The organism is Streptomyces lushanensis, assembly GCF_001700515.1.
Lineage (GTDB): Bacteria > Actinomycetota > Actinomycetes > Streptomycetales > Streptomycetaceae > Streptomyces > Streptomyces lushanensis.
The window spans coordinates 49,580-75,193 of sequence record NZ_MAUD01000086.1 but is presented as its reverse complement, the minus strand read 5'-3'; the positions used below and the strand labels follow the sequence as shown (position 1 = coordinate 75,193).

Here is a 25,614-nt window from a genome sequence, read left to right as displayed (position 1 = left end):
CTCTCAGCCCAGCAGGACGTCGTCGTCGCCCAGGCGCTTCAGCTCACGCAGGAGCAGAGCGACGCCCGTGACGATGGCGGCGGCGGAGACGACCGCGTCGACCAGCCGGAGCGTGTCATTGTCCTGGCGGGCCGTCCTGGCCTGTTTGACGACGCCGATCGCGCCGAAAACGGTGGTCCCGATCGACAGGTACGTGCCGGCCTTGGACTTCTTGAAACCCTTGGCCTTGCTCATTGCACTGGTCATAGTGACGGTGCCTCCTCCAGCAACGGGTGCCCCCACCTTTCCACGAAGGCGGCCTCGACGGCGGCACCGACCTTGTAGAGACGGTCGTCCCGCATGGCGGGGGCGATGATCTGGAGACCGACCGGGAGGCCGTCCTCCGGCGCGAGACCGCAGGGCAGCGACATCGCGGCGTTGCCGGCCAGATTGGCCGGGATGGTGCACAGGTCCGCCAGATACATCGCCATCGGGTCGTCGGCGCGCTCACCGATCGGGAAGGCGGTGGTCGGCGTCGTCGGGGAGACGATCACGTCGACCTGCTCGAAGGCCTTCTCGAAGTCCCGGGTGATGAGCGTGCGGACCTTCTGCGCCGAGCCGTAGTACGCGTCGTAGTAGCCGGAGCTGAGCGCGTACGTGCCGAGCATGATGCGGCGCTTGACCTCGTCCCCGAAGCCCGCCTCGCGGGTCAGGGCCGTGACGTCCTCGGCGGACTTCGTACCGTCGTCGCCCACCCGCAGTCCGTAGCGCATGGCGTCGAAGCGGGCGAGGTTGGAGGAGCACTCGGAGGGTGCGATCAGGTAGTACGCGGCGAGCGCGAGGTCGAAGGAGGGGCAGTCCAGCTCGACCACCTCGGCGCCGAGCTTCCTGAGCAGTTCCACCGACTCGTCGAAGCGCTGGACGACACCGGCCTGGTAGCCCTCGCCGCGGAACTGCTTGACGACACCGACGCGCATCCCGTCGACCGAGCCGTTGCGCGCGGCCTCGACCACGGGCGGGACCGGGGCGTCGATGGAGGTCGAGTCCAGCGGGTCGTGGCCGGCGATCACCTCGTGCAGCAGGGCCGCGTCCAGGACCGTACGGGCGCAGGGGCCGCCCTGGTCGAGGGAGGAGGAGAAGGCGACCATGCCGTAGCGGGAGACACCGCCGTAGGTGGGCTTGACGCCGACCGTGCCCGTGACGGCGGCGGGCTGGCGGATGGAGCCGCCGGTGTCGGTGCCGATGGCGAGCGGCGCCTGGTACGAGGCGAGCGAGGCGGACGAGCCGCCGCCGGAGCCGCCGGGGATCCGGGTCAGGTCCCAGGGGTTGCCGGTCGGGCCGTACGCGCTGTTCTCGGTGGAGGAGCCCATGGCGAACTCGTCCATGTTGGTCTTGCCGAGGATGACGACGCCCGCGTCCTTGAGCTTCCTGGTGACGGTCGCGTCGTAGGGCGGGATCCAGCCTTCGAGGATCTTGGAGCCGACGGTGGTCGGGACGCCCTCGGTGGTGAAGATGTCCTTGAGCGCGAGAGGTACCCCGGCCAGCGGGCCGAGCTTCTCGCCGGCCGCGCGCCTGGCGTCCACGGCGCGGGCCTGGGCCAGCGCGCCCTCGCGGTCCACATGCAGGAAGGCGTGGACCTTCTCGTCCACCGCCTCGATACGGGCGAGATGGGCCTCGGTGACCTCGACGGCGGTGAGTTCGCCGGCGGCGATCTTCGCGGCGATCTCGGCGGCGGTGAGCCTGATACAGCTCTCGGTCCTGCTGATGTCCGTCATGGCTGTTAGTCCTCCCCCAGGATCTGCGGCACCTTGAAACGCTGCTGCTCCTGGGCAGGAGCGCCGGAGAGCGCCTGCTCGGGGGTGAGCGACGGACGGACCTCGTCCGCGCGCATGACATTGGTCAGCGGCAGCGGGTGGGACGTCGGCGGTACGTCTTGGTCGGCGACCTCGGACACGCGGGCGACCGCGCCGATGATGTCGTCGAGCTGTCCGGCGAAGTGGTCGAGCTCGGAGCCGGACAGCTCCAGACGCGCCAGCCGAGCGAGGTGGACGACCTCCTCGCGCGTGATGCCAGGCATTCAGCGATCCTCAGGGGTTGATGGCTTCGGTTGATGGCTTCTTTGAGCCCAATCCTAGAGGGCGCGGTCACCTCACCACGCAACGGATGAATCACCCGGGCGGCGGAGCACACCGGCACGTGCACGGACCACGACGGCGCGTGACCGCACACGAACCGGCCCCCCGCATCCGCCCGACGGCGACGGGGCCTGGGCGGCACGGCTACGGGCGAACCGGGACCGCGCCGGCTAGGTCCTGTCCGGGCGATCTTCGTGGATCAGGCCGCGGCGTCCGGTGCGGTGGATCGCAAGGCGGAGGACCGCCCGTGTACTGGACGTACTCGGGCGACTCCGACAACGCCGCGAGGTGCCGTGCCGGGCGTCGCGGACCCGCGAAGATCGCCCGGACAGGACCTAGGCGCGCGGCCCGCGCGGCCGATGGGCCTGGCCCGGTGGCCGGGTGCCTACTGGACCACTCGGCCGGACTGCTCCACGACCTGGCCCGACTGCTTGCGGCGGGCCGCTTCCAGTTCCGCCGGGCGCTGCCAGCCGCGCTCGCCTCTGGCCAGCAGCCAGGCCGTCGCCTCGGGCGGCGGCATCGCGGCGGCCACCAGCCAGCCCTGGACCGCGTCGCAGCCGAGATCCCGCAGCCGCTCCCAGGTCTCGTCGTCCTCGACGCCCTCCGCGACGACCAGCAGGCCCAGCGAGTGCGCCAGGTCGACGGTGCAGCGGACGATCTCCGCGTCCTCGGTGTCGACGGCCAGCCGGGCCACGAAAGACCGGTCGATCTTCAGCTCGCTCACCGGCAGCCGCCGCAGATGCACCAGCGAGGAGTACCCCGTGCCGAAGTCGTCGAGGGACATCTTCACGCCGTGCCCGGTCAGCCCCGCCAGGGTGTCGGCCGCGCGCTGCGGGTCCTCCAGCAGGACATGCTCCGTTATCTCCAGCTGGAGCGAGCCGGCCGGGACACCGTGGCGGGCGAGCCGCGCCGCGACCGCTCCGGCGAAACCGGGGGTGTGGACGTCGCGCGGCGAGACATTGACCGCGACCGGCACCTTCAGCCCCTGGGAACGCCAGCGCGCGACCTGCGCGAGGGCGGTCTCGAGGACGTACTCGGTCAGATGCGGCATCAGGCCCGAGGACTCGGCGATCGCGATGAACTCGTCGGGAGGGACCCGGCCGCGCTCCGGATGCACCCAGCGCACCAGCGCCTCCAGGCCCGCGACCTGACCGTCGAACCGGACCTTGGGCTGGTAGTGCAGCTCCACCTCGCCGGCGTCCAGCGCGCGTCTGAGGTCTCCCAGCAGACCGAGGCGGTCCGGGGTGTTGGAGTCCCGCTTGGACTCGTACACCTCCACACCCGTACGGTCCCGCTTCGCCTGGTACATCGCCACATCGGCCCGGCGCAGCAGCCCTTCCGCGTCGAGCGCGTGCTCGGGATAGACGGCGACCCCGGCGCTGGCCTCCAGGACCAGCGTCAGCCCGTCGAGATCCAGCGGCGAGGACAGCTCGGCCACGAGATGGCGGGCGACGCGCTGGGCGCTGGTCGCGGAGTCACAGGTCGGCAGGAGCACCGCGAACTCGTCGCCGCCCAGGCGCGCGGCCTCCGCACCGCGCGGCAGGGCCAGCCGCAGCCGGTCGGCTATCTGGAGCAGCAGCCGGTCACCCGCGAGATGACCGAGCGTGTCATTGACCGAGCGGAAGCGGTCGAGGTCGATCAGGACCAGCGCGGATCTGGCACCGAGGCTCTCCGCGTCCTCCAGCGCCGACCAGGTGCGCTCCAGCAGCCACTGCCGGTTCGGCAGGCCCGTCAGCGGATCGCGGAGCTGCTCCTCGGCCCGTGCTCTGGCGATCCAGAGCGTCGAGTCCAGGGCGATCAGCGGGATGGAGAAGAGCGGCAGCAGAACCGGCACGGTCATCGCGACCACACAGATCAGCGGAGCGATACCGAGCAGGGCGACCGCGACAAGTCCCTGGCGGTACAGGGCCGTACGGGCCACGGTCGGCAGTCCGCCGCCCTGCGGGGCCAGCGCGTACCACAACAGCAGCCGGGTGACGAGCAGATGGATCCCCGCCGCCAGCACGATCTCCGGGACGGCCTCGATCCCCCAGTCGAGCGGATTCCACGGCTTCTCGACCGTGGGCAGCACATCGAAGAGTCTCAGGACGAGCGCGGCGGCGCCGATGCCCAGCATGTCGGCCGCGCCGTGCAGGACGCCCTGCCGCCAGCGGTGTCTGCGAGCCATGCCGACGAGCACCACGACGGACAGGCTGACGAGTACGGCGGGGACCCAGCCGTACAGCAGCAGGACGGCCAGGGTGAGGGCCGCGCCGGAGCCCGTGCCGCCCCACCAGCGGTCGCGGCCGAGCGCCACGAGATGGCCGACGATGATGCCGGTGAGCACGGCCATCGCCCAGCCCGTCGAGCCGCCCGGGAAGAGCGCATGGCCGTCCCGCACCGTACGGACGAGGCCGGTGGCCAGCAGGACCCCGGCGAGTCCCACCACAAGAACGGGCGTTCTCGCCGCAGTGCCCGCAATTCCCGCGAAACCACGCGGGGGTGAGACCGGGGCGGCGCTCTCGGTCGGTTTCATTCCCGTCCCTCTCACAGCCGGCGGAGCCGATGCCACGCGATGGCACGTTGTCATGCCATCACGGCTGAAATCGCACCACGCAGCCGTGCACGACAGGCGCACATCCCAACAGTAGGCCGCGAAAGGCGTCAACGGGCAGCGCTCTACAGCTGTTGCCCGAATGCGACCTGCCCATCCGTATCCATCTGGTATGCGCCGAACGGGTGAGCTTTGCGGCCCGAATCCGACGGTCGCGCCCTACTCCTGGGGACTCTTCCCGGGCGGCTCCTCGGACGTCCGTCCCGAGGTCTCCGCGGAGGTGTCCCCGCTGGTCCCTTCGGGCGTCTCCCCGGTCGCCGCGCCGGACGTCCCCGTCGCCCCGGCGGCCGTCCCCCCAGCGGTCTCCGCGGCCGGCTCCTCGGCCGTGAGCGCGACCTCCCTGGCCGCCTCCGGGCCCTGTTCGAGCAGTACGGCGAAGCCCTCCTCGTCCAGCACGGGCACCTTGAGCTGCATCGCCTTGTCGTATTTCGAACCCGGGTTCTCACCGACGACGACAAACCCGGTCTTCTTCGAAACGGAGCCGGTCACTTTTGCGCCAAGGCTCTGGAGCGCCTCTTTCGCGCCATCCCTGGTGTACCGCTCCAGGGTCCCGGTGACGACCACCGTCAGTCCCACCAGCGGCCTCGGGCCCTCGTCCTCGCCCGCGCCCTCCTCCTCCGTCCGGACCCCGGCCGCACGCCACTTGCGCAGAATCTCGCGGTGCCAGTCGACCTCGAACCACTGGGTGACCGACGCGGCGATGGTCGGTCCGACTCCCTCGACGGCCGCCAGCTCCTCCTCCGTGGCCTGCTCGATCCGGTCGATCGAACGGAACTCCCTGGCCAGCGCCTCGGCCGCGACGGGCCCCACATGGCGGATGGAGAGCCCGGCGATGATCCGCGCCAGCGGGCGCTCCTTGGCCGCCGCGATGTTCTCCAGCATCGCCAGGGCGTTCTTCCTGGGCTCGCCCTCCTGGTTGGCGAAGACCGTGGCGATCTTCTCCTCGCCGGTCTTCGGATCGCGTTTGGGCAGTCCGCTGTCCTGGTCGAGGACATACGCCTTGATGGGCAGAAGCTGATCAGCCGTCAGATCGAAGAGATCTCCCTCGTCCAGCAGCGGAGGCGTCTTCGGCTCCAGCGGCTTCGTCAGCGCGGCGGCGGCCACATAGCCGAAGTTCTCGATGTCCAGGCACTTGCGGCCGGCCAGATAGAACAGCCGCTCGCGCAACTGGGCAGGGCAGCTTCGCGCGTTGGGGCAGCGCAGATCGACATCGCCCTCCTTCATGGCCCGCAGCTCCGTGCCGCACTCCGGGCACGCGGCCGGCATCACGAACTCGTACGCGTCGTCGGGCCGCAGATCGACGACCGGGCCGAGGATCTCCGGGATGACATCACCGGCCTTGCGCAGCACCACCGTGTCGCCGATCCAGACGCCCTTGGCCTTCACCACGTCCTGGTTGTGCAAGGTGGCGAACTCGACCTCGGAACCGGCGACGGTGACCGGCTCGACCTGCGCGTACGGTGTGACGCGCCCCGTACGGCCCACGCCCACCCGGATGTTGACCAGCTTGGTGTTGACCTCCTCCGGCGCGTACTTCCAGGCGATCGCCCAGCGCGGCGCGCGCGAGGTCGAGCCCAGCCGGCCCTGGAGCGGGATCTCGTCGAGCTTGACGACCACGCCGTCGATCTCGTGCTCCACCGAGTGGCGGTGCTCCCCGAAATACGCGATGAACTCCCGGACGCCGTCCAGGCCCTCGACCACCTTGTTGTGCCGCGCCGTGGGCAGACCCCACTCGCGCAGCAGCCCGTACGCGTGCGACAGACAGTCGATGTCGAACCCCTCGCGCGCGCCGATGCCGTGCACCACCATGTGCAGCGGACGCGTCGCGGTGATCTTGGGATCCTTCTGGCGCAGGGAGCCCGCAGCCGCGTTGCGCGGATTGGCGAAGGGCTTGTCCCCGGCCTCCACCAGCCGTGCGTTGAGCTCCTGGAAGGCGTCCATCGGGAAGTAGACCTCGCCGCGGATCTCCACCAGGGCCGGCACGCGCTCGCCCGCCAGACGGTGCGGAATCTCCGCGATCGTACGGACGTTGGGCGTGATGTCCTCGCCCGTGCGCCCGTCGCCGCGGGTCGCCGCGCGGGTCAGTCTGCCGTGCTCATAGGTGAGATTGACCGCGAGCCCGTCGACCTTCAGCTCGCACAGGAAGTGGTAGTCGGTGGTGCCCACGTCCTTGGCGACACGGTCGGCCCAGGAAGCCAGCTCCTCGTCGTCGAAGGCGTTGTCCAGGGAGAGCATCCGCTCGCGGTGCTGGACCGCGGCGAAGTCCGTCGCGTACGCGCCCGCCACCTTCTGGGTCGGCGAGTCGGGCGTACGCAGCTCCGGATGGGCCTCCTCCAGCGCCTCCAGCGACCTGAGCAGCCGGTCGAACTCGCCGTCGCTGACGACAGGCTGATCCTTCACGTAATACCGGAAGCGGTGTTCCTCGATCTGCTCGGCGAGCTGGGCATGCTGATCCCGCGCCTCCGCGGGCACGCCCGTGCGCGCCTGTGCCGGAACTTCGGTCCGCTCTTCGCCAGCCACCGTTTCGTCCTCCCGTTCACCAGGGCCCGTCACCGGGGATCGTCACTCAGGGTTGTCCGCGAGGGATCGCGCGGCCCTGACACAGTGCGCGAGCGCAGTGCGCGCGTACGCGGGAGAAGCGCCCGCGAGCCCGCACGAGGGGGTGAGCACCACGGACTCGGCGAGAGTCCCGGGATTCAGCCCCAGCCTGCGCCACAACGTTCTGACACCCATGACGCTACCGGCCGGGTCGGACAATGGGCCCTCGGTGCCCGGCACGATTCCGGCGAAGAGTTTCGTACCGCCCTCCACCGCCTCTCCGATCGCCTCCTCGTCACGCTCGGTGAGCAGGCCGAAATCGAACGAGACGGCCGCGGCGCCCGCCCGGCGCAGCAGCGCGAACGGCACGTCGGGCGCGCAGGAGTGCACGACCGCCGCTCCCGCGCCCACCGCGGTCACCTCCCGCAGCGCGCTCTCCACCACCTGGCGGTCCACGGCGCGGTGGGTCCGGTAGCCGCTGGCCGTTCTGACCTCGCCGCGCAGCACGGCGGTGAGGGACGGCTCGTCGAGCTGGAGCACCGGTACCGATCCCGGGATCCGGCGCCGTACCTCCGCGAGATGCGCGGTCAGTCCCTCCACCAGCGAACCGGTCAGATCGCGGCAGGCTCCCGGATCGCCGATCGCCGACTGGCCGTTGCGCAGCTCCAGCGAGGCGGCGAGCGTCCACGGCCCGACGGCCTGGATCTTCAGCGGGCCCTGGTACCCCTGGGTGAACTCCTCCAGCGCGTCGAGGTCCTCGCCCAGCCAGGATCCGGCCCGCCTGGTGTCCCGTCCCGGCCGGTCGCCGATCCGCCAGCCGCTCGGCTCCACGCGCGCGTAGACCTCGACCAGCAGTCCCACCGTGCGGCCGATCATGTCGGCGCCCGGCCCTCGCGCGGGCAGTTCCGGCAGATACGGGAAGTCCTCGAAGGTGCCGGTGACGGCCTTGGCCGTCTCCCTCGCGTCACCGCCGGGCATCGAGCCGACACCGGTGGCGGGTCCCCAGACGAGATCGCTCATCGGCCCGGCCGTACGGTCAGATCGTCGATCCGCGCGTCACGCGGCAGATCGAGCGCGGCGAGGATCGTCGTGGCCACCGAGCCGGGATCGATCCAGCGCGCCGCGTCGTACTCCTTGCCCTCCTGCTGATGGACCTTGACCTGCATGGGGCTCGCCGTACGGCCCGGATAGACGGAGCTCACCCGGAGGCCGTTCTCCATCTCCTCGTGGCGCAGCGAGTCGGCGAGCGCCTTGAGCCCGTGCTTGGAGGCGGCGTACGCGCCCCACTGGCCGTGCGCGTGGAGCCCGGCGCCCGAGTTGACGAAGATCACCTGGCCCTGGGAGATCCGGAGCTGGGGCAGGAAGAGCCTGGTCAGCTCGGCCGGAGCGATCAGATTGACGGCGAGCTGGTGCTGCCAGACCTTGGGCGTCAGCTCGGCGATCGGGCCGAGATCGACCACGCCCGCGATATGCAGCAGGGAGTCGAGCCGGTCGGGCAGCGGCTGCTGGGCGAGCGCCCAGGAGAGTCTGTCGGGGACGGCGAGATCGCCGACGAGCGTACGGGCGCCGGGGAAGTCCGCGCCGAGTTCCTTGGCGCGGCCGGCGTCGCGGGCGAGAAGCAGCAGGTCGTCGCCGCGCTCGTGCAGCCGGCGCGCGACGGCGGCGCCGATGCCCGAGCCCGCACCGGTGATGAGATGGGTAGCCATGCGGTCATCGTCGCATCACCGAGGACCGCCCGGCGCACGCCCGCGTCCGCCCTCCGGGAAGGCCGGGCGCTCGCCCTCCCGGCAGGTCAGCGCACGCCCGCGCTCTCCTCCAGATACGCCAGCGCGCCGACTCCGTCCTCCGCGAAGAAGACCAGGTCGGTGAGCGGGACGGGCAGGAAGCCCTCCTCGTCCATCCGCCGGAACTGCTGCTTCAGCCCGTCGTAGAAGCCGGCCGTGTTGAGCAGGACGACGGGCTTGGTGTGCAGGGCGTGCTTCTTCAGCTCCAGGATCTCCGTGGCCTCGTCCAGCGTGCCCGTACCCCCGACCATGATCACGACCGCGTCGGACTTGGCCAGGAGCAGCGCCTTCCGCTCGGCGAGATCCTTGGCGATCACCATCTCGTCGGCGACGGGCCGCACGAACTCGCCGAGGAAGTCAACCGAGACCCCCACCAGCCGGCCGCCCGTCTCCTGCACGCCGTCGGCGACGACCTTCATCAGCCCGCTGTCGGAGCCGCCCCACACCAGGGTGTGGCCGCCCTTGCCGATCAGCTCGGCGAATTCACGGGCCGGGCGGGTGTAGCGCTCGTCGAGATCGGCGGCGGAGAGGAAGACACAGATATTCATGCGGCAACGGTAAGGGGCGGTCCGGCCCCGCGGAAAAGTCGGGCCCACCGGGAGGCCGCTCCGGCCGGAATCTGCCGGAAGGCCGCGCTCGCCGGGAAGACTGTGAGCCGGTTCGTTGCTGAGGAGAGTGGCGCGAGCCGGGAAACGTATGAGCCGGGAACCACCGAAGGGACCGATCACCATGGCCACGGGTCACACCATCACCGTCGAGCAGGGCACCGAGCATGTACGCGTCGTACGCGACGGACAGGTGCTCGCCGAGAGCCGCAGTCCGCTGGTGCTGCGCGAGACCGGCTGTCCGGTGCGCTACTACCTCCCGCCGGAGGACGTGCGCACGGAGCTGCTGACCCCCTCGGCGACCACCACCCACTGCCCGTTCAAGGGCGACGCCTCCTACTGGTCGCTGCCCGACGCCGCGGATCTGGTCTGGGGCTACGCCACGCCCAAGGCCGAAGTCGCCCAGATCAAGGGCCACTTCTGCTTCTACGACACCGAAGTCGTCGCGGCCTGAGAGAAAGCCGTGGCCGGGGCTGCCCCTGGCCGCACGCGGACCCGCGAAAATCCTCGCCGTTGAGCGATGAGTTGTACGCGGCGTGCCGGTCTGCCTCACCATGGACCACGTGTGCACTGCCAAATCGGGGGACGGCACCCCCATCGCTTACCGGCGGACGGGCGAGGGCCCACCGGTGATTCTGGTCGGTGGCGCGCTCAACACCGCGGAATCGCAGGCTCCGCTGGCCGAGCTGCTCGCGCCGGTCTTCGAGGTGCTCATATACGACCGGCGCGGGCGCGGCGCGAGCGGTGACACCGCTCCGTACGCCGTGGAGAGAGAGATAGAGGATCTGGCGGCCCTGATCGCGGAGGCGGGCGGCAGCGCCTCCGTGTACGGCGTCTCCTCGGGCGCCGCGCTCGTACTGGAGGCGGCGGCGGCCGGGCTGACGGTCACCCAGCTCGCCGTCTACGAGCCGCCGTACGCCACCGGCCCGGCCGATCTGGCGGAGTACGCGACCTACGCCGAGCGCCTCTCCGAGCTGCTGGCGGGAGGACAACGGGCCGAGGCGGTCGAGCTGTTCATGACCGTCGTCGGGGTGGCGCCCGAGATGATCAGCGGATTACGGCGGTCACCGATGTGGCCGGATCTGACAGCACTCGCACAGACCCTCGCGTACGACAACGCGGTACTGGGCCCGGGACTGGTCCCGGCGGAGCGGCTGAGGTCCATCAGGACCCGCTCGATGGTCGTGGACGGCGGATGCAGCCCGGTCCTGCTGCGGAACGCGGCGAGATCGGTGGCGAAGGCCCTGCCCCGGGGCCGCCATCGCACCCTGACGGGCCAGACCCACGATGTGGCACCGCATGTGCTGGCGCCGGTCCTGAGGGAGTTCTTCGCGGCCCAGGGCCTGTCCGGCTGATCCCCGAAGACCCGCCGGACAGGGCCTGGGTCCGCCTCCGCCGAGCCCCGCGCCCCGCGCGCCCGGAAGCTCCCGGGCCGGGTGCGCGCGGGCGGCGGCATGTGCGTGGCAGGATGCGAGAATCGCCCAACTTCGGTACCGACAACGACAGTTGGACGTACTTGACATGTACATGACTGGCCGGTAGGTCTGGTCGTTCAACGGGCGTAGACCCGCCTCCGCTCGCGCGGAGACCGCCGAACAGACCGACCCAGGAGGAAGCATGTACCGACGATCGACGCCATGGAGACGGGCGGCACTGTCCGCGCTCGGCGGTCTGGTCACCGCGGTGCTCGTCGCCACGGCCCAGCCCGCCGGCGCCGCGCCCGCTCCCGTCGGCACGGCGGACCGCGACTCCATGAGCCGGGCCTTCGCGCGCGCCGCCTCGGAGTTCGGCGTGCCACGGGACCTGCTGGTGGCGGTCGGGTACGGCGAGACCCATCTCGACGGACACCGCGGTGAGCCGAGCCAGGCGGGCGGCTACGGAGTCATGCATCTGGTGAGCAATCCGCGGAGCCGCACGCTGGAGAAGGCCGCCGAGCTGACCGGTGAGCCGGGCGCCGGGCTGCGTACGGACACGGCGGCGAACATCCGGGGCGGCGCGGCCGTGCTGCGCTCGCTGGCCGACGGGCTGGGTCTGGACGCCACGGAGCGCCGCAGCGTGGACGAGTGGTATCCGGTGGTGGCCCGTTACGGCGGGGCCTCCGACACCGCCACGGCGCGGCTGTACGCCGACACCGTCTACACGCTCCTCGCGCAGGGCGTCACCGCGGAGGTCGCGGGCGGCGAGCGGGTCACCGTACGGCCGCGCGCCGTCGAGCCCGAGCGCGGCCGGTACGCGGCGGACACGGCCGGCGGCCGGGAGCGCGCCGCGCTCAGCCCCGACTATCCCGCCGCCGCCTGGGTCCCGGCCAACGCGGCCAACTACGCCGTCGGCCGCAGCGCGTCGATCCGCACCGTGGTCGTCCATGTCACCCAGGGCTCGTACGCCGGGACCATCAGCTGGTTCCAGAACGCGTCCTCGCAGGTGAGCGCCCACTACGTGGTGCGTTCCTCGGACGGTGCGATCACCCAGACGGTCCGTGACAGCAACACCGCGTACCACGCGCGCTCGGCCAACTCCTCCAGTCTGGGCATCGAGCATGAGGGCTTCATCGCCGACCCGAGCTGGTTCACCGACGCCATGTACCGCTCCTCGGCCGCCCTGACGAAGTATCTGTGCGAGCGGTACGGCATACCCAAGGACCGCGCGCATGTCGTCGGCCACGCCGAGGTACCGGGCAACGACCACACCGATCCGGGGCCGAACTGGAACTGGAACTACTACATGCAGCTCGTGGGCGGCAGCTCCGGCGGCGGCGGTGGCGTGCAGCTCAACTTCGCCTCGTACTCCACCCTCACGAGTGGTTCCACCGGCGCCCAGGTGACGGCGGCCCAGACCTTGCTGAACCAGCAGGGCTACGACGCGGGCACCGCGGACGGCGTCTTCGGCACCCGGACCGCGAACGCGGTCAGGTCCTTCCAGAGCGCCCGCGGGCTCACCGCCGACGGTGCCGTCGGCGCCCGCACATGGACGGCGCTGCTCTCCGCGGGCAGCACGGCCGTGGTACGGGAGGGCAGCACGGGCGCGGTGGTGGAGCGCCTCCAGCGCGCGCTGACGGCCGCGCTCGGGCGGACCGTGTCCATCGACGGACAGTTCGGGCCGGGGACGGCCACGGCGGCGCGTGACTACCAGAGCAGCCGCGGACTGACCGCGGACGGCATCGTCGGCGCGGCCACCTGGTCCGCGCTCCAGTCCGGCCGCTGAACCGGCCGCACCCCGCCGAGCGCTCCCGGCACCGGACGGAAGCCGTGAACGGGCCGGTCTCCTCGAAGAGGTCTCCTCGAAGCCGTCGCGCCGAAGAGCCCTTCCTCGAAGAGGCCGGCCCGTTCCGTCAACCGGTGAGCGCCGCTGTGGGCCGCCGTGTCGTCGTCGCGATCGTGGCCGAGCCGACCACGCGCGTGCCGTCGTACAGCACGATCGCCTGGCCGGGCGCGACACCGCGGACCGGCTCCTCGAAACTGACCCGCAGCGTGCCGTCCGCCAGCTCCGCCGTCACCGCCGTCTCACCGCCATGGGCGCGCAACTGGGCGGTGTAGCCGCCGGGTCCCGTGGGCGCCGTACCGCACCAGCGGGGCCTGACGGCCGTCAGCGCCACGACGTCGAGCGCGGCGGCCGGACCGACCGTCACGGTGTTGTCGACGGGCGAGATGTCCAGCACGTAGCGCGGCTTGCCGTCGGCGGCCGGACGGCCGATGCGCAGGCCCTTGCGCTGGCCGATGGTGAAGCCGTACGCGCCGTCGTGGCTGCCCACCTTCGTACCGGACTCGTCCACGATGTCGCCCTCGGCCCGGCCCAGGCGCTTCGCGAGGAAGCCCTGGGTGTCGCCGTCCGCGATGAAGCAGATGTCATGGCTGTCGGGCTTCTTCGCCACGGCCAGACCACGGCGCTCGGCCTCGGCGCGGATCTCGTCCTTGGTGGTGAGGGTGTCACCGAGCGGGAACATCGCGTGTGCGAGCTGCCGCTCGTCCAGCACGCCGAGGACATACGACTGGTCCTTGGCCATGTCGCTGGCGCGGTGCAGCTCCCGGGTGCCGTCCTCGCCGATGACGACCGTGGCGTAGTGGCCCGTGCACACGGCGTCGAAGCCGAGGGCGAGCGCCTTGTCGAGCAGCGCGGCGAACTTGATCTTCTCGTTGCAGCGCAGACAGGGATTGGGCGTACGGCCCGCCTCGTACTCGGCGACGAAGTCGTCGACCACGTCCTCACGGAAGCGTTCTGCGAGATCCCACACGTAGAACGGGATACCGATCACATCGGCCGCGCGGCGCGCGTCGCGGGAGTCCTCGATGGTGCAGCAGCCGCGCGCGCCTGTGCGGAAGGACTGCGGATTCGCGGAGAGCGCCAGATGTACTCCGGTGACGTCATGGCCTGCCTCGGCGGCACGGGCGGCGGCGACGGCGGAGTCCACGCCGCCCGACATGGCGGCGAGCACACGGAGTGGGCGCGGAGAATTCTGTGTCATGGCCTCCCCAGAGTACGGCCAGGCGGGAACCGGAGTCGCCCCGGTTTGCGTTGACGATCACATGGGCGAGAAAACACCGGGCGCGGCCGGGGGCGCGGGCGGCAGGGGCCGCCATCGCAGGGCCGCGGATTCCGGCGAGATCAATCGCAGGACGGTGCTGATCGGCGGCGCGGCGGCGCTGATCGGCGGCGGCGTGCTGGCACGCGAGAAGGTCTCGCGTGTGTGGTGGCGGGTGCCGGGCATCGACAAGCCCCGCAAGGAAGGTGAGCTGGATTACGCGCGGGCGCAGTGGATAGCGGCCTCTCCGGCGAACTGGCGCCGGGCGGACAGGCCCGACGACTACGCGGTGGACCGCGTGGTGATCCATGTCGTCCAGGGCAGCTATCAGGTGGCGCTCAAGGTCTTCCGCGACCCGTCCCACGGCGCCGCCTCGCACTACGTGGTGCGCAAGGACGGCCATGTGGCGCAGATGATCCGCGAGCTGGACGTGGCGTACCACGCGGGCAATCGCGCGTACAACGAGCGGTCCATAGGCATCGAGCACGAGGGATGGGTGGACCGGAAGGCGTCCTTCACGGACGCGATGTACCGCTCGTCGGCGCGGCTGACCGCCGGGATCTGCGCGCGCTACGGGATCCCGGTGGACCGGGAGCACATCATCGGCCATGTCGAGGTCCCCGGCACGGACCACACGGACCCCGGGCCGTACTGGGACTGGGACCTCTACATGAGGCTGGTCAGGGAGGCGGGCACGGACACGGCGCGAACGGGCACGGCCTGAGACGGAGGCGCGCCGGGACCGCCGGGATCAGCTGAGCCCGGCGCTTCTGGCCCGCTCGACGGCCGGGCCGATGGCCTTCGCCACCGCCTTCACGTCCTCCCTGGTGGAGGTGTGGCCGAGGGAGAAGCGCAGCGTGCCTCTGGCCAGATCGGGATCACAGCCGGTGGCGAGGAGCACATGGCTGGGCTGCGCCACACCCGCCGTGCAGGCCGAGCCCGTCGAGCACTCGATGCCCTGGGCGTCGAGCAGCAGGAGCAGCGAGTCGCCCTCGCAGCCGGGGAAGCTGAAGTGCGCGTTGGCGGGCAGGCGGTGGTCGGGATCGCCGCCGAGGACGGCGTCGGGGACGGCCGTCCGTACGGCCTCGATCAGTTCGTCCCGCAGCGCGCCGATGTGCTGGGCGAACCGCTCCTGCCGTTCGGCGGCGAGCCTGCCCGCCACGGAGAACGCGGCGATCGCCGGCACGTCGAGGGTGCCCGAGCGCACATGGCGTTCCTGGCCACCGCCGTGCAGCACGGGTACGGGGGTGTACTCACGGCCCAGCAGCAGCGCCCCGATGCCGTACGGGCCGCCGATCTTGTGTCCGGAGACGGTCATCGCGGCGAGTCCCGAGGCACCGAAGTCCAGCTCCGTCTGGCCGAAGGCCTGGACGGCGTCGGAGTGCAGCGGAATACCGAACTCCGCCGCAACCTCGGCCAGTTCACGGACCGGCAGGATGGTGCCGATCTCGTTGTTGGCCCACATGACGGTGGCGAGGGCGACACTCCCGGGATCGCGCGCAATGGCCTCGCGCAGCGTCCCGGGACTCACCCGTCCGTAGCCGTCGACCGGCAGGTACTCGACGGTCGCGCCCTCGTGCTCGCCGAGCCAGTTCACGGCGTCGAGGACGGCGTGGTGCTCCACCGGGCTGGCCAGCACCCTGGTCCTGGCCGGATCGGCGGCGCGGCGGGACCAGTACAGGCCCTTCACGGCGAGATTGTCGGCCTCCGTGCCGCCCGAGGTGAAGACCACCTCGCTCGGCCGTGCGCCGAGGGCCTCCGCGAGCGTCTCGCGGGCCTCCTCGACGGTACGACGGGCCCGGCGCCCGGCGGCATGGAGCGAGGAGGCGTTGCCGGCGAGGCCGAACTGGGCGGTCATCGCCTCGATCGCCTCCGGCAGCATCGGAGTGGTCGCGGCGTGGTCGAGGTATGCCATGGTGGACTCGATTCTACGAGTCGGGGAAGCCGTACACGTCCCCGGTCCGCACCGGCCCACCGCCCGCGGGGCGTACCACCGCCCGCCGGGGCCGCGATCCGCCGGGTCGTCAGTCCCGCGGCGCACGGGCGAGTTGGCGGGACTGGGCCACCAGACGGTCCGCGCTGTCCCAGATCTCCGCGTCCTCCTCGAGGAAGCCGCCGGCCAGGTTACGGGTGGTGAGCGCGACCCGGAGCGGGCCCGGCGCCGGTCGGCAGCGGATGTGGGCGGTCAGTTCGACCGTCGGGGTCCAGCCGTTGAGGCCCATCTCGAACGCGGTCGGCGGCAGCGCGTCCACGGCCAGCAGCAGCGCGAGCGGATCGGCGTCCCGGCCGTCCGCGAACCGGAACCAGCCGCGCATCTCGCCCAGCCCGGACGGAGCACCGACGGCCCAGCCCACCGTCGCCGGGTCCAGCCGCAGGTCGAGCCGGTCGATCATCGCGAAGTCGCCGGGCGGCGGCGGCCCGTCGGCGGAGCTGACACAGCGCTCGAACGGCGGGATCGCGGGCGGCTTCGCCGCCGTCCGCACATCGTCGGGCAGCGCGTCCAGATCGCCGTACGAGGCGAGCACCCTGATCCGTTCGACCTCGGTGCCGTCCTCGGCGGTCTGGAAGAGGGACGCCTGGCCGGTGGAGAGCGTACGGCCGGTCCGTACGGTCTCCGTACGGACCACGGCGGGACCGGGCGTCGACGGTGTGAGGTAGTGGGCCGAGACGGCGAACGGGTCCGCGTGCGGCAGGGTGTCGCCGAGCGCGCGGCCGATCAGTGCCAGCAGATAGCCGCCGTTGAGGACATTCATGATCGTCCAGCCCGGGAGGAGCGTCGTGTCGTGGACGCCCGGCCCACGCCGGATCACGGCCGTGCCGCGGTCGAACTCGCTGTCCCCGATGGGCGCGATGGATGCCTGTGCCATGGAAGACAATCCTACAAGAGGACTGTACTAAGCAGTAGCTTACAACGGTGACAACCATGTGAAATGCACGGCGCCTGGGCAGGGCACGGCGTACGGCCGCCGCCCCGCGAAGGCACGGCGTACGGCCGGAAACGCCGCCGACCCCCGGCCCCATGGGGACCAGAGGCCGGCCGGCCCTGCGTACGCGCTGTCTACTCCGCGGACCCGGCCTCCGGGGAGGCCCCGCCCTCGGCCGGTGTCTCCGTGCCCGCGCCCGACACGTCCGCCAGCTCGATCGTCTCCCGCGACGCCACCGACACCGTGTCCTGCGGACGCTGGTCGGCCGCGTTCTCCGGGTGGTGACAGGCGGCCTGGTGGCCCGGCGCGAGCTGGATCAGCGGCGGCTCGGTGGTCCTGCAGATCTCCGTCGCCTTCCAGCACCGCGTGTGGAAGCGGCAGCCGCTCGGCGGATTGATCGGCGACGGCACATCGCCCTTGAGCAGGATCCGGTCGCTCTTCGCCCCGCGCCTGCTCGGGTCGGGCACCGGCACCGCGGAGAGCAGCGCCTTGGTGTACGGGTGCTTCGGCGACGCGTACAGCGACGCGCGGTCCGCCAGCTCCACGATCTTGCCGAGGTACATCACCGCGATCCGGTCCGACACATGGCGGATGACCGAGAGGTCGTGCGCGATGATCACATAGGTCAGACCCAGCTCCTCCTGGAGGTCGTCCAGCAGGTTCACCACCTGCGCCTGGATCGACACGTCCAGCGCCGAGACCGGCTCGTCGGCCACGACCAGCTTCGGGTTGAGCGCCAGCGCCCGCGCGATTCCGATGCGCTGCCGCTGGCCGCCGGAGAACTCGTGCGGATAGCGGTTGTAGTGCTCGGGGCTGAGGCCCACCAGCTCCAGCAGCCGCTGGACCTCCTTCTTCACCCCGCCCTCGGGCTGGATGCCCTGCAGCTTGAAGGGGGTGCTGACGATCCCGCCGATGGTGTGGCGCGGGTTCAGCGAGCCGTACGGGTCCTGGAAGATCATCTGGACGTCACGGCGCATCGGGCGCAGGGCGCCCGCCGACAGGTGCGTGATGTCCCGGCCCTCGAACTCGACCTTGCCGCCCGTCGGTTCGAGCAGCCGCGTGATCAGCCGGCCCATCGTCGACTTGCCGCAGCCGGACTCGCCGACCACACCGAGGGTCTCGCCCGGCCGGACGTCGAAGGAGAGACCGTCGACCGCCTTGACCGCGCCGACCTTGCGCTTGAGCACACCCTTGGTGATCGGGAAGTGCTTGGCCAGGCCGGTGACCTTGAGAAGCGGCTCGGGGCCGGAACCGTCCGGTCCCTGGCCCGCCCCCTGCTCGGGAATCTTCTTGCTCGGATCAGTCACAGCTTCGGCGCAATCTCTTCGGTCCAGATCTGTTCCCGCTGCGCCGGCGACATGTGGCAGGCGGAGAAGTGTCCGTCGGTGACCTGCCGCAGCTCAGGGCGCTCGGTGCGGGTGATGTTGTCCTCGGGGATGTCCGCGTAGGGGCAGCGCGGATGGAAGGCGCAGCCGGAGGGGACATTGATCAGGCTGGGCGGCGTTCCCTTGACCGGCACCAGCCGGTCGGTCTGCTCCCGGTCGATACGGGGCATCGAGCCCAGCAGACCCCAGGTGTACGGATGCTGGGGCTGGTAGAAGACCTTCTCCGCGGTGCCGCGCTCGATGCAGCGTCCCGCGTACATCACCAGCAGTTCGTCGGCGATCTCGGCGACGACGCCCAGGTCGTGGGTGATGATGACGACCGCCGAGTGGAACTCCTTCTGGAGATCCCGGATGAGGTCGAGGATCTGCGCCTGGACGGTGACGTCCAGAGCGGTCGTCGGCTCGTCGGCGATCAGCAGCTGCGGGTTGTTGACCAGCGCCATCGCGATCATCGCGCGCTGGCGCATACCGCCGGAGAACTGGTGCGGATAGTCGTCGTAGCGCCGCGCGGGCTCGGGGATGCCGACCCGGTCGAGCATCTCGACGGCCCGCTTCTTGGCGGTCTTCTTGTCCACCGCGTTGTGGACGCGGTAGGCCTCCACGATCTGCGCGCCGATGCTGTAGTACGGATGCAGCGCGGAGAGCGGGTCCTGGAAGATCATCGCCATCTTCTGGCCGCGCAGCTCACGCACGCGCTCGGGACCGGCGCCGATCAGCTCCTCGCCGTCCAGCCAGATCTCACCGGAGATCCTGGCCCGCTCGGAGTTGTGCAGCCCCATGACACCCAGCGAGGTCACGGACTTGCCCGAACCGGACTCACCGACGATGCCGAGGGTCCGGCCGGCCTGCAGATCGAAGCTGACGCCGTCGACGGACTTCACCAGACCGTCGTCGGTGTCGAAGTGGATCCGCAGGTCCCGTACGGAGAGGAACTTGTCGGCGCCGCCGGCGGAACCCGTACCCGTGGTGGCCTTCTCCGCGCCCGTCTTCTGTACGTCGCTCATGAGAGCCTCACCCGGGGGTCGATCGCGGCGTACACAAGGTCCACCAGCAGGTTGCAGACAACGATGAAGAAGGCGGCGACCAGCGTCACACCCATCACGATGGGCAGGTCGCTCTGCTTCACACCCAGGATGGCGTAGGCGCCCATGCCCTGGAAGGAGAAGACGTTCTCGGTGATGACCGCACCGCCGAGCAGCAGCGCGAAGTCCATGCCGAAGATCGTGACGAGCGGCGTCAGGGCCGCGCGCAGGCCGTGCTTGACGACCACCTTGCTCTCCCGCAGTCCCTTCGCCCGCGCGGTTCTGATGTAGTCCTCGCCCATCGTCTCCAGCATCCCGGCACGGGTGAGCCGTGCGTAGAGCGCCGAGTAGAGGAAGGCGAGCGTGCACCAGGGAAGGATCAGGTTCCAGGCCCATTCACCGGGATTCTCGGTGAACGGTACGAAGTGGAGGTCGTCCCAGATCGTCCAGTGGAAGCTGAACAGGGCGAGGGAGACCAGGCCGGTGAAGAACATCGGCAGCGAGACGCCGGCGAGGGCGACGCCCATGGCGAGCCGGTCGAAGATCGATCCCCGCTTGAGCGCGGAGAGCACACCGATCGCGACACCGGAGAGGACCCAGAGGACCGCCGCGCCGACGGCCAGCGACAGGGTCACCGGCACGCGCTCGAGTATCTGGGGCCAGATCTCGACATGTGTCTTGAACGAGTAGCCGAAGCAGGGCACATGGCAGACCGAGGGATTGGGGCCGAAGTTGTACTCGGCGCCGACCACGATGCTCTTGATGAAGTCCCAGTACTGAAGGTAGAGGGGCTGGTCGAGCCCCAGGTTCTTCTTGACAGCGGCGATGGCGTCCGGAGTGGGACTCTTGCCGATGTACTGGGCGGCCAGCGAGTCGGTCGTCTGCCCGCCGAGGCGAGGCACAAGGAAGAAGATCGCGAACGTGACTGCGCTGACCACCAGCAGCAGCAACACCGCGGCGAAGACGCGTCGGATGATGTACGCAGCCACAGCCGTTTGGTGCCGGGCCGACCTGACGGGGTACGCCAGGGCGGCCCGGCACCTTCACCTGCCTTTCGGGGGGTGCTGTTTTGATGTACAGGTGTTACAGGTGTTACGGGGTGGCACCGGGAGGACCCGGTGCCACCGGGTGTCACTTGGTCGAGGTCAGCAGCGTGTAGTCGTACATGCCGAGGTAGGCCTCGGTGACGGTGACGTTGCCGGCGGACTCGGGCCGGTAGAGCAGGTTCTTGCGGTAGAAGAGCGGGACGACCGAGGCGTTCTCCATGACGAGCTGGTCGACATTGCCCCAGGCGGCCGTGCGCTCGGCCGGGTCGACGGTGCCGATACCCTCCGACAGCGCCTTGTTGATCTTCGGGTCGTTCAGCTCCATCAGGTTCGTGCCACCGGACGGCTTGATGGCCGCACCGTTCACGATCTGGTCGAGGAAGCCGAATCCACTGGGCCAGTCGGCACCCCAGGCCATCATCATGAGGCCCGCGTTGTTCTTGTGCACCCAGGCCGGCACACCGGCGAAGTCCGTGAAGTACTTGTCGGACGGGAACGTCTTGATGTCCGCCGTGATGCCGACCTTCTTCAGGCTCTCCTGGATCTGGGTGGCCACGGTGACCTCGTCGGGACGGTCCGCACGGGCCGTCAGCGTGGTCTTGAAGCCGCCCGGCTTGCCACAGGCCGTCAGCGCGGCCTTCGACTTGGCCTCGTCGCCCTTGTTGCCCGGCGTCGCGTACAGGTCGAACTTCTTGTAACCGCTCACCGACGGCGGGATCAGCGTGCTGGCCGGGTCACCCTTGACCGAGCCGCCGATGGAGTTGACCGCACCGGCCTTGTCCACCGCGTACTGCACGGCCTTGCGGCAGTCGATGTTGTCGAACGGCTTCACGTTGACGTTCATCGCCAGGTACGAGAGCGCACCCGCGTACGGATTGTCCGTCTTGGCCTTCTCGGTGGCCTTGACGAGCACCTTCGGCTGCGTCTTGGACTGGAGACCGGTGCCGCCGGCGTCCGCGGTGATCGTGTCGTTGAGCAGGTGCTCGTCGATCGTCGTCGCGTTGACGTTCAGCTTCAGCTCGATCTTGTCCGGCAGAGCCTTGCGGATCGGGTCGCTGGCCGCGTCCCACTCGGGGTTGCGGGAGAGCGTGGCGCCGCTGCTCTCGCTGTACGAGTCGAACTTGTACGGGCCGGAGGACACGATGTTCTGGACGTACTCGGCACCCTTGTCGGCCTTCTGCGGGACCGGAGCGGTCTGCGAGAAGGTGGCCAGGTAGTCCATGTCCGCGAACGGCTTGTTCAGCTTGAACGTGATCGTGTAGTCGTCCGGGGTCTCGATGGACTTCAGACCCTCGGGGGACTTGTCCTTGTAGGGACCCTTGTACTTGTCGCCGCCCACGAGGTACGACTTGAAGTACGTCGGACCGTTGGAGAGCGCCTCGGGCGCGAAGTTGCTGCGCTCGATCGCGTACTTGACGTCCTTCGAGGTGACCTCGGTGCCGTCCTGGAACTTCACGCCCTTGCGGAGCGTGTACGTCCAGGTCTTGGCGTCGGGGCTGGCCTTGCCGAGCGAGGTCGCGAGGTCGGGGACGACCTCAAGACCTTCCTTGCCCGCGGCCGGCTTGAAGGTGACCAGGGTACGGCCGTACAGGCGGGAGAAGTTCTGCACCCAGCCGTAGTACGTGTTGCCCGGGTCGAGGGAGTCCGGGCCGCTGGAGTGCTCGAAGACGACCGTCCCCCCCTTCTTGTCGGTCGTGTTGACAATGCCCGACATCGCGGCATCGGCCTTGGCGCTGCTGCCGCCGCCACCCTTGTTGCCGTCACTGTCCTTGTCGGAGCTGCCGCAGGCACTCGCACCGAGCGCCATGGCCAGCGTCACGGCGATGGCCGCTGCCGTCTTTCTGCTGTTCATCCTGAGGAAAGCCCCCTCGATTGACCGATGCGGCAGGGCCGCTCTTACTTGCCACGGGGGTCGAGTGCGTCACGCAGCCCGTCCCCCAGCAGATTGAATGCCAGCACGGTGATGAAGATCGCCATACCGGGGATGATCATGAACATCGGGTCGACCTGGTAGAGGTCGACCGCGGTGGACAGCATGCCGCCCCAGGAGGCCTGCGGCGGTGCGATACCCACCCCCAGGAAGCTCAGAGAAGCCTCGAAGAGGATGTTGGTGGGGATCAGCAGGGTGGAGTACACGAGGATCGGCGCGACCAGATTCGGCAGCAGCTCCCGGAACAGGATGAACGGTCCTCGCGCGCCCAGCGATCGGGCCGCCTCGACGAACTCCCGCTCACGCAGGCTGAGCGTCTGCGCGCGCACGATCCGGCCGATGTACGGCCAGCTGAAGAAGCCGATCACAAAGATCAGTACGGCGATACGGAGCGGAAGCCCCTCAAGACCGAACGCGTTGCCCTGGAGCGACGCGGAGATCGAGATCGCGAAAAGCAGTAGCGGGAAGGCCAGGAAGGTGTCCATCATGCGACTGATGGCACTGTCCACCCAACCGCCGTAGAAACCCGCCACGACGCCCATCACGACGCCGATGACGACCGAGAGCAACGTCGATCCGGCCGCGACCACCAAGGAGACCCATGAGCCCTCGATGATACGGGCCAGGATGTCACGCCCGGTCTGCGGTTCCACGCCCAGCGGATGATCCCAGCTCATCCCGCCGAAGCCGCCCTTGGGCGCCAGCAGCGTGGGATCCACCAGATCCTGGTTGAAGGCGTTGGGGTCGAGACCGAACACCGCCTGGATCGGTTTGGACAGTACGGCGACAAGAACCAGCAGGATCACGATGACGCCGCCCGCTACGGCGACCTTGTCCCGCTTGAAACGCGTCCACGCGATCCGGCCGAGCGAACGGCCTTCGATCTGCTTGCCCCCGGCGCCCTCCAGGACCGCTTCCGGCTGCGCTGTCGCCGCCGACCCGGTGGTCTCGATAGGTGCCGTCATTGCGCTGGAGACCCCTCTCGGCCGACGGTGGCCGGCCCATGACCGCCGCTGTAGCGGCACTTTCACATCACATGACGCACGTGGTCCCCCTGTGGCGGGAACTGCTTCTGTCAGCGCATCGCACACTAGGCCGAGACCACCTGCTCCCCGGAGTCTTCAGCCACTTCGCGATCACCCGCCAGTCCCCAAGAGGAATGTTTGCTCAAACGTGATGCGGGTAGAGGTGTTCCGTTATCCGGACGGTCCGCTCGTCTCAGCGGACTAAGTCGTCCGCTATCCGGTCAGACCGGACACAGGGCTCAATCTGGTTGACATACGGCGGAACCCGAGCATCCGTATCTTCCGCGCCGGCGGGCTCAATACGCGTGGGAAGCGGGCGGCGGATAGCCATAACCCGAGGTCGGCGCCGGTCCCGCGTGTGCTTCGCGGTCGTAGAACGGACGCGCGTTGGCCCGTAGCCACATCGTCACCGGGTCGTACTCGTCGGACATCGCCACCGTCGAGACCGGAAGTCCGTCCGGAACCGCCGTGATCGACTGCCGCATCATCGCGCGGACGGAATCGACGGACACGGCGCTCGTGTCGTACAGATCCAGGCCGATCGTGAGATACGGGACACCGAGCGCCGGCTGCACCCAGGCGCGGCGCAGCGAGCGGACCGCGGGTGTGCGGTGGGCGTTCTGGGTGAGCAGGGCGTAGAACTGCGGGAGCGCGATGGCCGGCTCGGAGAGCCGCAGCGGTCCCGCGGGCATCCGGTCCAGTCCGGTGGCGATCCGCCGCAGATCGAGCCAGGGGATGCCGACTCCGCCGCCGGGCGCGTGCGGATTGAGCCAGATTCCCCAGCGGTCGGGATAGAGCGCGCGGGCGATGTCACGGCCGGTGACCACTTCGTGCGCCCGGGTCCAGCCGCTGACGGAGAGCTCCTTGGCCGAGGTGACGCACGGTGCGTACCCGAGCCCGTCGACCTCCATGTTGCCGTACTGGGCGTCCGGTGAACCGGCCCGGCCGTGCCAGAGCAGCATCCAGACGCTGTCGTCGGCGAGGGCCTGGAGGAGCGCCTCGTACGCGTCGTAGCGTCCTGGCGTCACCTGGCGCAGCATCTGCTCGACCTGCCCGGCCGCCGCGGTGCCTGACGCGCTCACTCTGGGTCCCGCCCCTCTTCGATCCACCATTCGACCAGCAGCCCCGAGGCCCGTCGGCCCCCGTGCGGGAAGGCCCGTCCGGACACACGCGCGCTGGCCCAGCCATCAAACCAGCTTAGGCGGCCGTCCTGACACAGCCTTGACGCCTGGTGTCTATGCCCGCTGGTAGAACGGCCTCACCTTCGTCAGCAGATAGTCGCCGACCGGGTCCTGGGCGACGTCCAGCAGGATGAGATTGACGGGCCAGCCCACCGCGACCCGGCCCAGGGCGCGGCCGAGCGCGTCCAGCGGCGCGTTGCGGTCGGCGGCCTCCCACGAGGAGAGCTGTACGCCGATGAAGAGCGCCGGGGAGTCGCCCTCGACGCTGGCGAGCGCGCGGCGGGCCGAGAGCACCACGCCGGACGCCTCGAACTCGCCCGCGGCGGCCGAGAGGAAGTCGACCGGATCCTCCTGCCAGTCCGGTTCGAAGAGCCGGACCCGGCCGCCGGTCGCCGGACCGTCGAGCGGGGTCCGTCCCGCCCGGCACAGCTCCGCGACGGCGGGCGGCGGCAGCGGCATACCGACCATGCCGCCCGGGTTGACCGCGATACCCAGCTGCGGGGGCAGGCCGCGCGCGAAGTCACGGGCCGGCGCCACCGTGAAGGGCATATGGGCGCCGACACACTGGAGGAACTGCTGCTGGGAGCTGAAGACCGGGACGTACGGCGCGCCCTCTATCTCCAGGGTCGGCAGATCGAGACCGGGACTGTCCGGGCCTCCGCCGTTGGGCAGCGGCACCCAGACCTCGCTGCGTCCGAGCACCTCCACCAGCCGGCCGCCCGCGCCCCGGCTGCCGAGCGAGGCGGCGAGCACCTCTTCCAGCTCGTTGCCCGGCCATGCAGTGTTCACAGTCTTCCTCCGCCCCCGTGCCTGCCGCGGCACCTCAAGGGTTGTCCCATAAGCCGTTTCCCCGGATCCGCGGCCGGCTCGGCCTGACGGGCGCCCACGCTCGCGGCGTTGCCGGCGCCGGCCGGGCACGTCCCGTACGAGACCGGTCCTCCGCCGTGCGAC

The 25,614-nt window shown here is 70.1% G+C and carries 22 protein-coding genes; 4 read left to right on the top strand and 18 right to left on the bottom strand.

Features of this window, described 5'->3' with window-relative positions; all coding sequences use genetic code 11:
- Window positions 1-3 precede the first annotated feature (3 nt).
- The 8 genes from BFF77_RS08255 to BFF77_RS08220 all read right to left on the bottom strand — a co-directional run bounded on the left by BFF77_RS08255 (window position 4) and on the right by BFF77_RS08220 (window position 9,577).
- Window positions 4-246 carry a hypothetical protein gene (locus BFF77_RS08255; RefSeq protein ID WP_066945648.1) on the bottom strand — a complete coding sequence of 81 codons (243 nt, stop codon included), beginning with the start codon at window positions 244-246 and terminating at the stop codon, window positions 4-6.
- On the bottom strand, window positions 243-1,754 hold the full coding sequence (gene gatA, locus BFF77_RS08250) for an Asp-tRNA(Asn)/Glu-tRNA(Gln) amidotransferase subunit GatA (RefSeq protein WP_066945645.1): 1,512 nt from the start codon (window positions 1,752-1,754) through the stop codon (window positions 243-245). Before gatA ends, BFF77_RS08255 begins: the two co-directional genes overlap by 4 nt.
- Before the next feature lie 5 nt (window positions 1,755-1,759).
- On the bottom strand, window positions 1,760-2,056 hold the full coding sequence (gene gatC / locus BFF77_RS08245; protein ID WP_066945642.1) for an Asp-tRNA(Asn)/Glu-tRNA(Gln) amidotransferase subunit GatC: 297 nt from the start codon (window positions 2,054-2,056) through the stop codon (window positions 1,760-1,762).
- 443 nt (window positions 2,057-2,499) lie between these two features.
- Window positions 2,500-4,629, bottom strand: a complete 2,130-nt coding sequence (locus BFF77_RS08240; protein ID WP_066945639.1) for a putative bifunctional diguanylate cyclase/phosphodiesterase — start codon at window positions 4,627-4,629, stop codon at window positions 2,500-2,502.
- 237 nt (window positions 4,630-4,866) lie between these two features.
- Complete coding sequence (gene ligA, locus BFF77_RS08235; protein WP_079124943.1) at window positions 4,867-7,227, bottom strand: NAD-dependent DNA ligase LigA; 2,361 nt, start codon at window positions 7,225-7,227, stop codon at window positions 4,867-4,869.
- Between the two features lie 42 nt (window positions 7,228-7,269).
- Complete coding sequence (locus tag BFF77_RS08230; protein ID WP_066945636.1) at window positions 7,270-8,265, bottom strand: methionine synthase; 996 nt, start codon at window positions 8,263-8,265, stop codon at window positions 7,270-7,272.
- Complete coding sequence (locus BFF77_RS08225; RefSeq protein WP_066945633.1) at window positions 8,262-8,951, bottom strand: SDR family oxidoreductase; 690 nt, start codon at window positions 8,949-8,951, stop codon at window positions 8,262-8,264. The genes BFF77_RS08230 and BFF77_RS08225 overlap by 4 nt, the downstream gene beginning before the upstream one ends.
- 86 nt (window positions 8,952-9,037) lie before the next feature.
- Window positions 9,038-9,577, bottom strand: a complete 540-nt coding sequence (locus tag BFF77_RS08220) for an LOG family protein (RefSeq protein ID WP_066945631.1) — start codon at window positions 9,575-9,577, stop codon at window positions 9,038-9,040.
- Between the two features lie 175 nt (window positions 9,578-9,752).
- Between BFF77_RS08220 and BFF77_RS08215 the strand changes: the two genes are divergently transcribed.
- The 3 genes from BFF77_RS08215 to BFF77_RS08205 all read left to right on the top strand — a co-directional run bounded on the left by BFF77_RS08215 (window position 9,753) and on the right by BFF77_RS08205 (window position 12,835).
- Entirely contained in the window at window positions 9,753-10,088 is a 336-nt protein-coding gene (locus BFF77_RS08215; protein ID WP_066945708.1) for a DUF427 domain-containing protein, read from the top strand.
- A gap of 100 nt (window positions 10,089-10,188) precedes the next feature.
- Window positions 10,189-10,989 carry an alpha/beta fold hydrolase gene (locus tag BFF77_RS08210; RefSeq protein ID WP_079124948.1) on the top strand — a complete coding sequence of 267 codons (801 nt, stop codon included), beginning with the start codon at window positions 10,189-10,191 and terminating at the stop codon, window positions 10,987-10,989.
- A gap of 262 nt (window positions 10,990-11,251) precedes the next feature.
- On the top strand, window positions 11,252-12,835 hold the full coding sequence (locus BFF77_RS08205; protein ID WP_066945628.1) for an N-acetylmuramoyl-L-alanine amidase: 1,584 nt from the start codon (window positions 11,252-11,254) through the stop codon (window positions 12,833-12,835).
- Between the two features lie 127 nt (window positions 12,836-12,962).
- Here BFF77_RS08205 and mnmA read toward each other — a convergent pair whose 3' ends face one another.
- A complete protein-coding gene (mnmA, locus tag BFF77_RS08200; RefSeq protein WP_079124941.1) occupies window positions 12,963-14,093 on the bottom strand; it encodes a tRNA 2-thiouridine(34) synthase MnmA in 1,131 nt (376 codons plus the stop codon).
- A gap of 61 nt (window positions 14,094-14,154) precedes the next feature.
- Between mnmA and BFF77_RS08195 the strand changes: the two genes are divergently transcribed.
- Complete coding sequence (locus tag BFF77_RS08195; protein WP_066945625.1) at window positions 14,155-14,874, top strand: N-acetylmuramoyl-L-alanine amidase; 720 nt, start codon at window positions 14,155-14,157, stop codon at window positions 14,872-14,874.
- Between the two features lie 27 nt (window positions 14,875-14,901).
- On the opposite strand, the gene BFF77_RS08190 is transcribed toward BFF77_RS08195, so the two are convergent.
- From BFF77_RS08190 to BFF77_RS08150, 9 genes are all read right to left on the bottom strand, one after another.
- Window positions 14,902-16,065, bottom strand: a complete 1,164-nt coding sequence (locus tag BFF77_RS08190; protein ID WP_066945623.1) for a cysteine desulfurase family protein — start codon at window positions 16,063-16,065, stop codon at window positions 14,902-14,904.
- A gap of 109 nt (window positions 16,066-16,174) precedes the next feature.
- Window positions 16,175-17,017: a thioesterase family protein gene (locus BFF77_RS08185; RefSeq protein ID WP_066945621.1), complete on the bottom strand. Its 843-nt coding sequence runs from the start codon at window positions 17,015-17,017 to the stop codon at window positions 16,175-16,177.
- 191 nt (window positions 17,018-17,208) lie between these two features.
- Window positions 17,209-18,381 carry an ABC transporter ATP-binding protein gene (locus BFF77_RS08180; RefSeq protein ID WP_066945619.1) on the bottom strand — a complete coding sequence of 391 codons (1,173 nt, stop codon included), beginning with the start codon at window positions 18,379-18,381 and terminating at the stop codon, window positions 17,209-17,211.
- Entirely contained in the window at window positions 18,378-19,463 is a 1,086-nt protein-coding gene (locus tag BFF77_RS08175; protein ID WP_066945616.1) for an ABC transporter ATP-binding protein, read from the bottom strand. Before BFF77_RS08175 ends, BFF77_RS08180 begins: the two co-directional genes overlap by 4 nt.
- Entirely contained in the window at window positions 19,460-20,470 is a 1,011-nt protein-coding gene (locus BFF77_RS08170; protein WP_066945613.1) for an ABC transporter permease, read from the bottom strand. Before BFF77_RS08170 ends, BFF77_RS08175 begins: the two co-directional genes overlap by 4 nt.
- Window positions 20,471-20,612: 142 nt before the next feature.
- Complete coding sequence (locus BFF77_RS08165; protein WP_066945611.1) at window positions 20,613-22,379, bottom strand: ABC transporter substrate-binding protein; 1,767 nt, start codon at window positions 22,377-22,379, stop codon at window positions 20,613-20,615.
- A gap of 44 nt (window positions 22,380-22,423) precedes the next feature.
- Window positions 22,424-23,422, bottom strand: a complete 999-nt coding sequence (locus BFF77_RS08160) for an ABC transporter permease (protein ID WP_066945608.1) — start codon at window positions 23,420-23,422, stop codon at window positions 22,424-22,426.
- 356 nt (window positions 23,423-23,778) lie between these two features.
- Window positions 23,779-24,564, bottom strand: a complete 786-nt coding sequence (locus tag BFF77_RS08155) for an enhanced serine sensitivity protein SseB C-terminal domain-containing protein (protein WP_066945605.1) — start codon at window positions 24,562-24,564, stop codon at window positions 23,779-23,781.
- Window positions 24,565-24,717: 153 nt separating this feature from the next.
- Window positions 24,718-25,452, bottom strand: coding sequence for an enhanced serine sensitivity protein SseB (locus tag BFF77_RS08150; RefSeq protein ID WP_066945601.1), 735 nt, complete (start codon window positions 25,450-25,452; stop codon window positions 24,718-24,720).
- Window positions 25,453-25,614 lie beyond the last annotated feature (162 nt).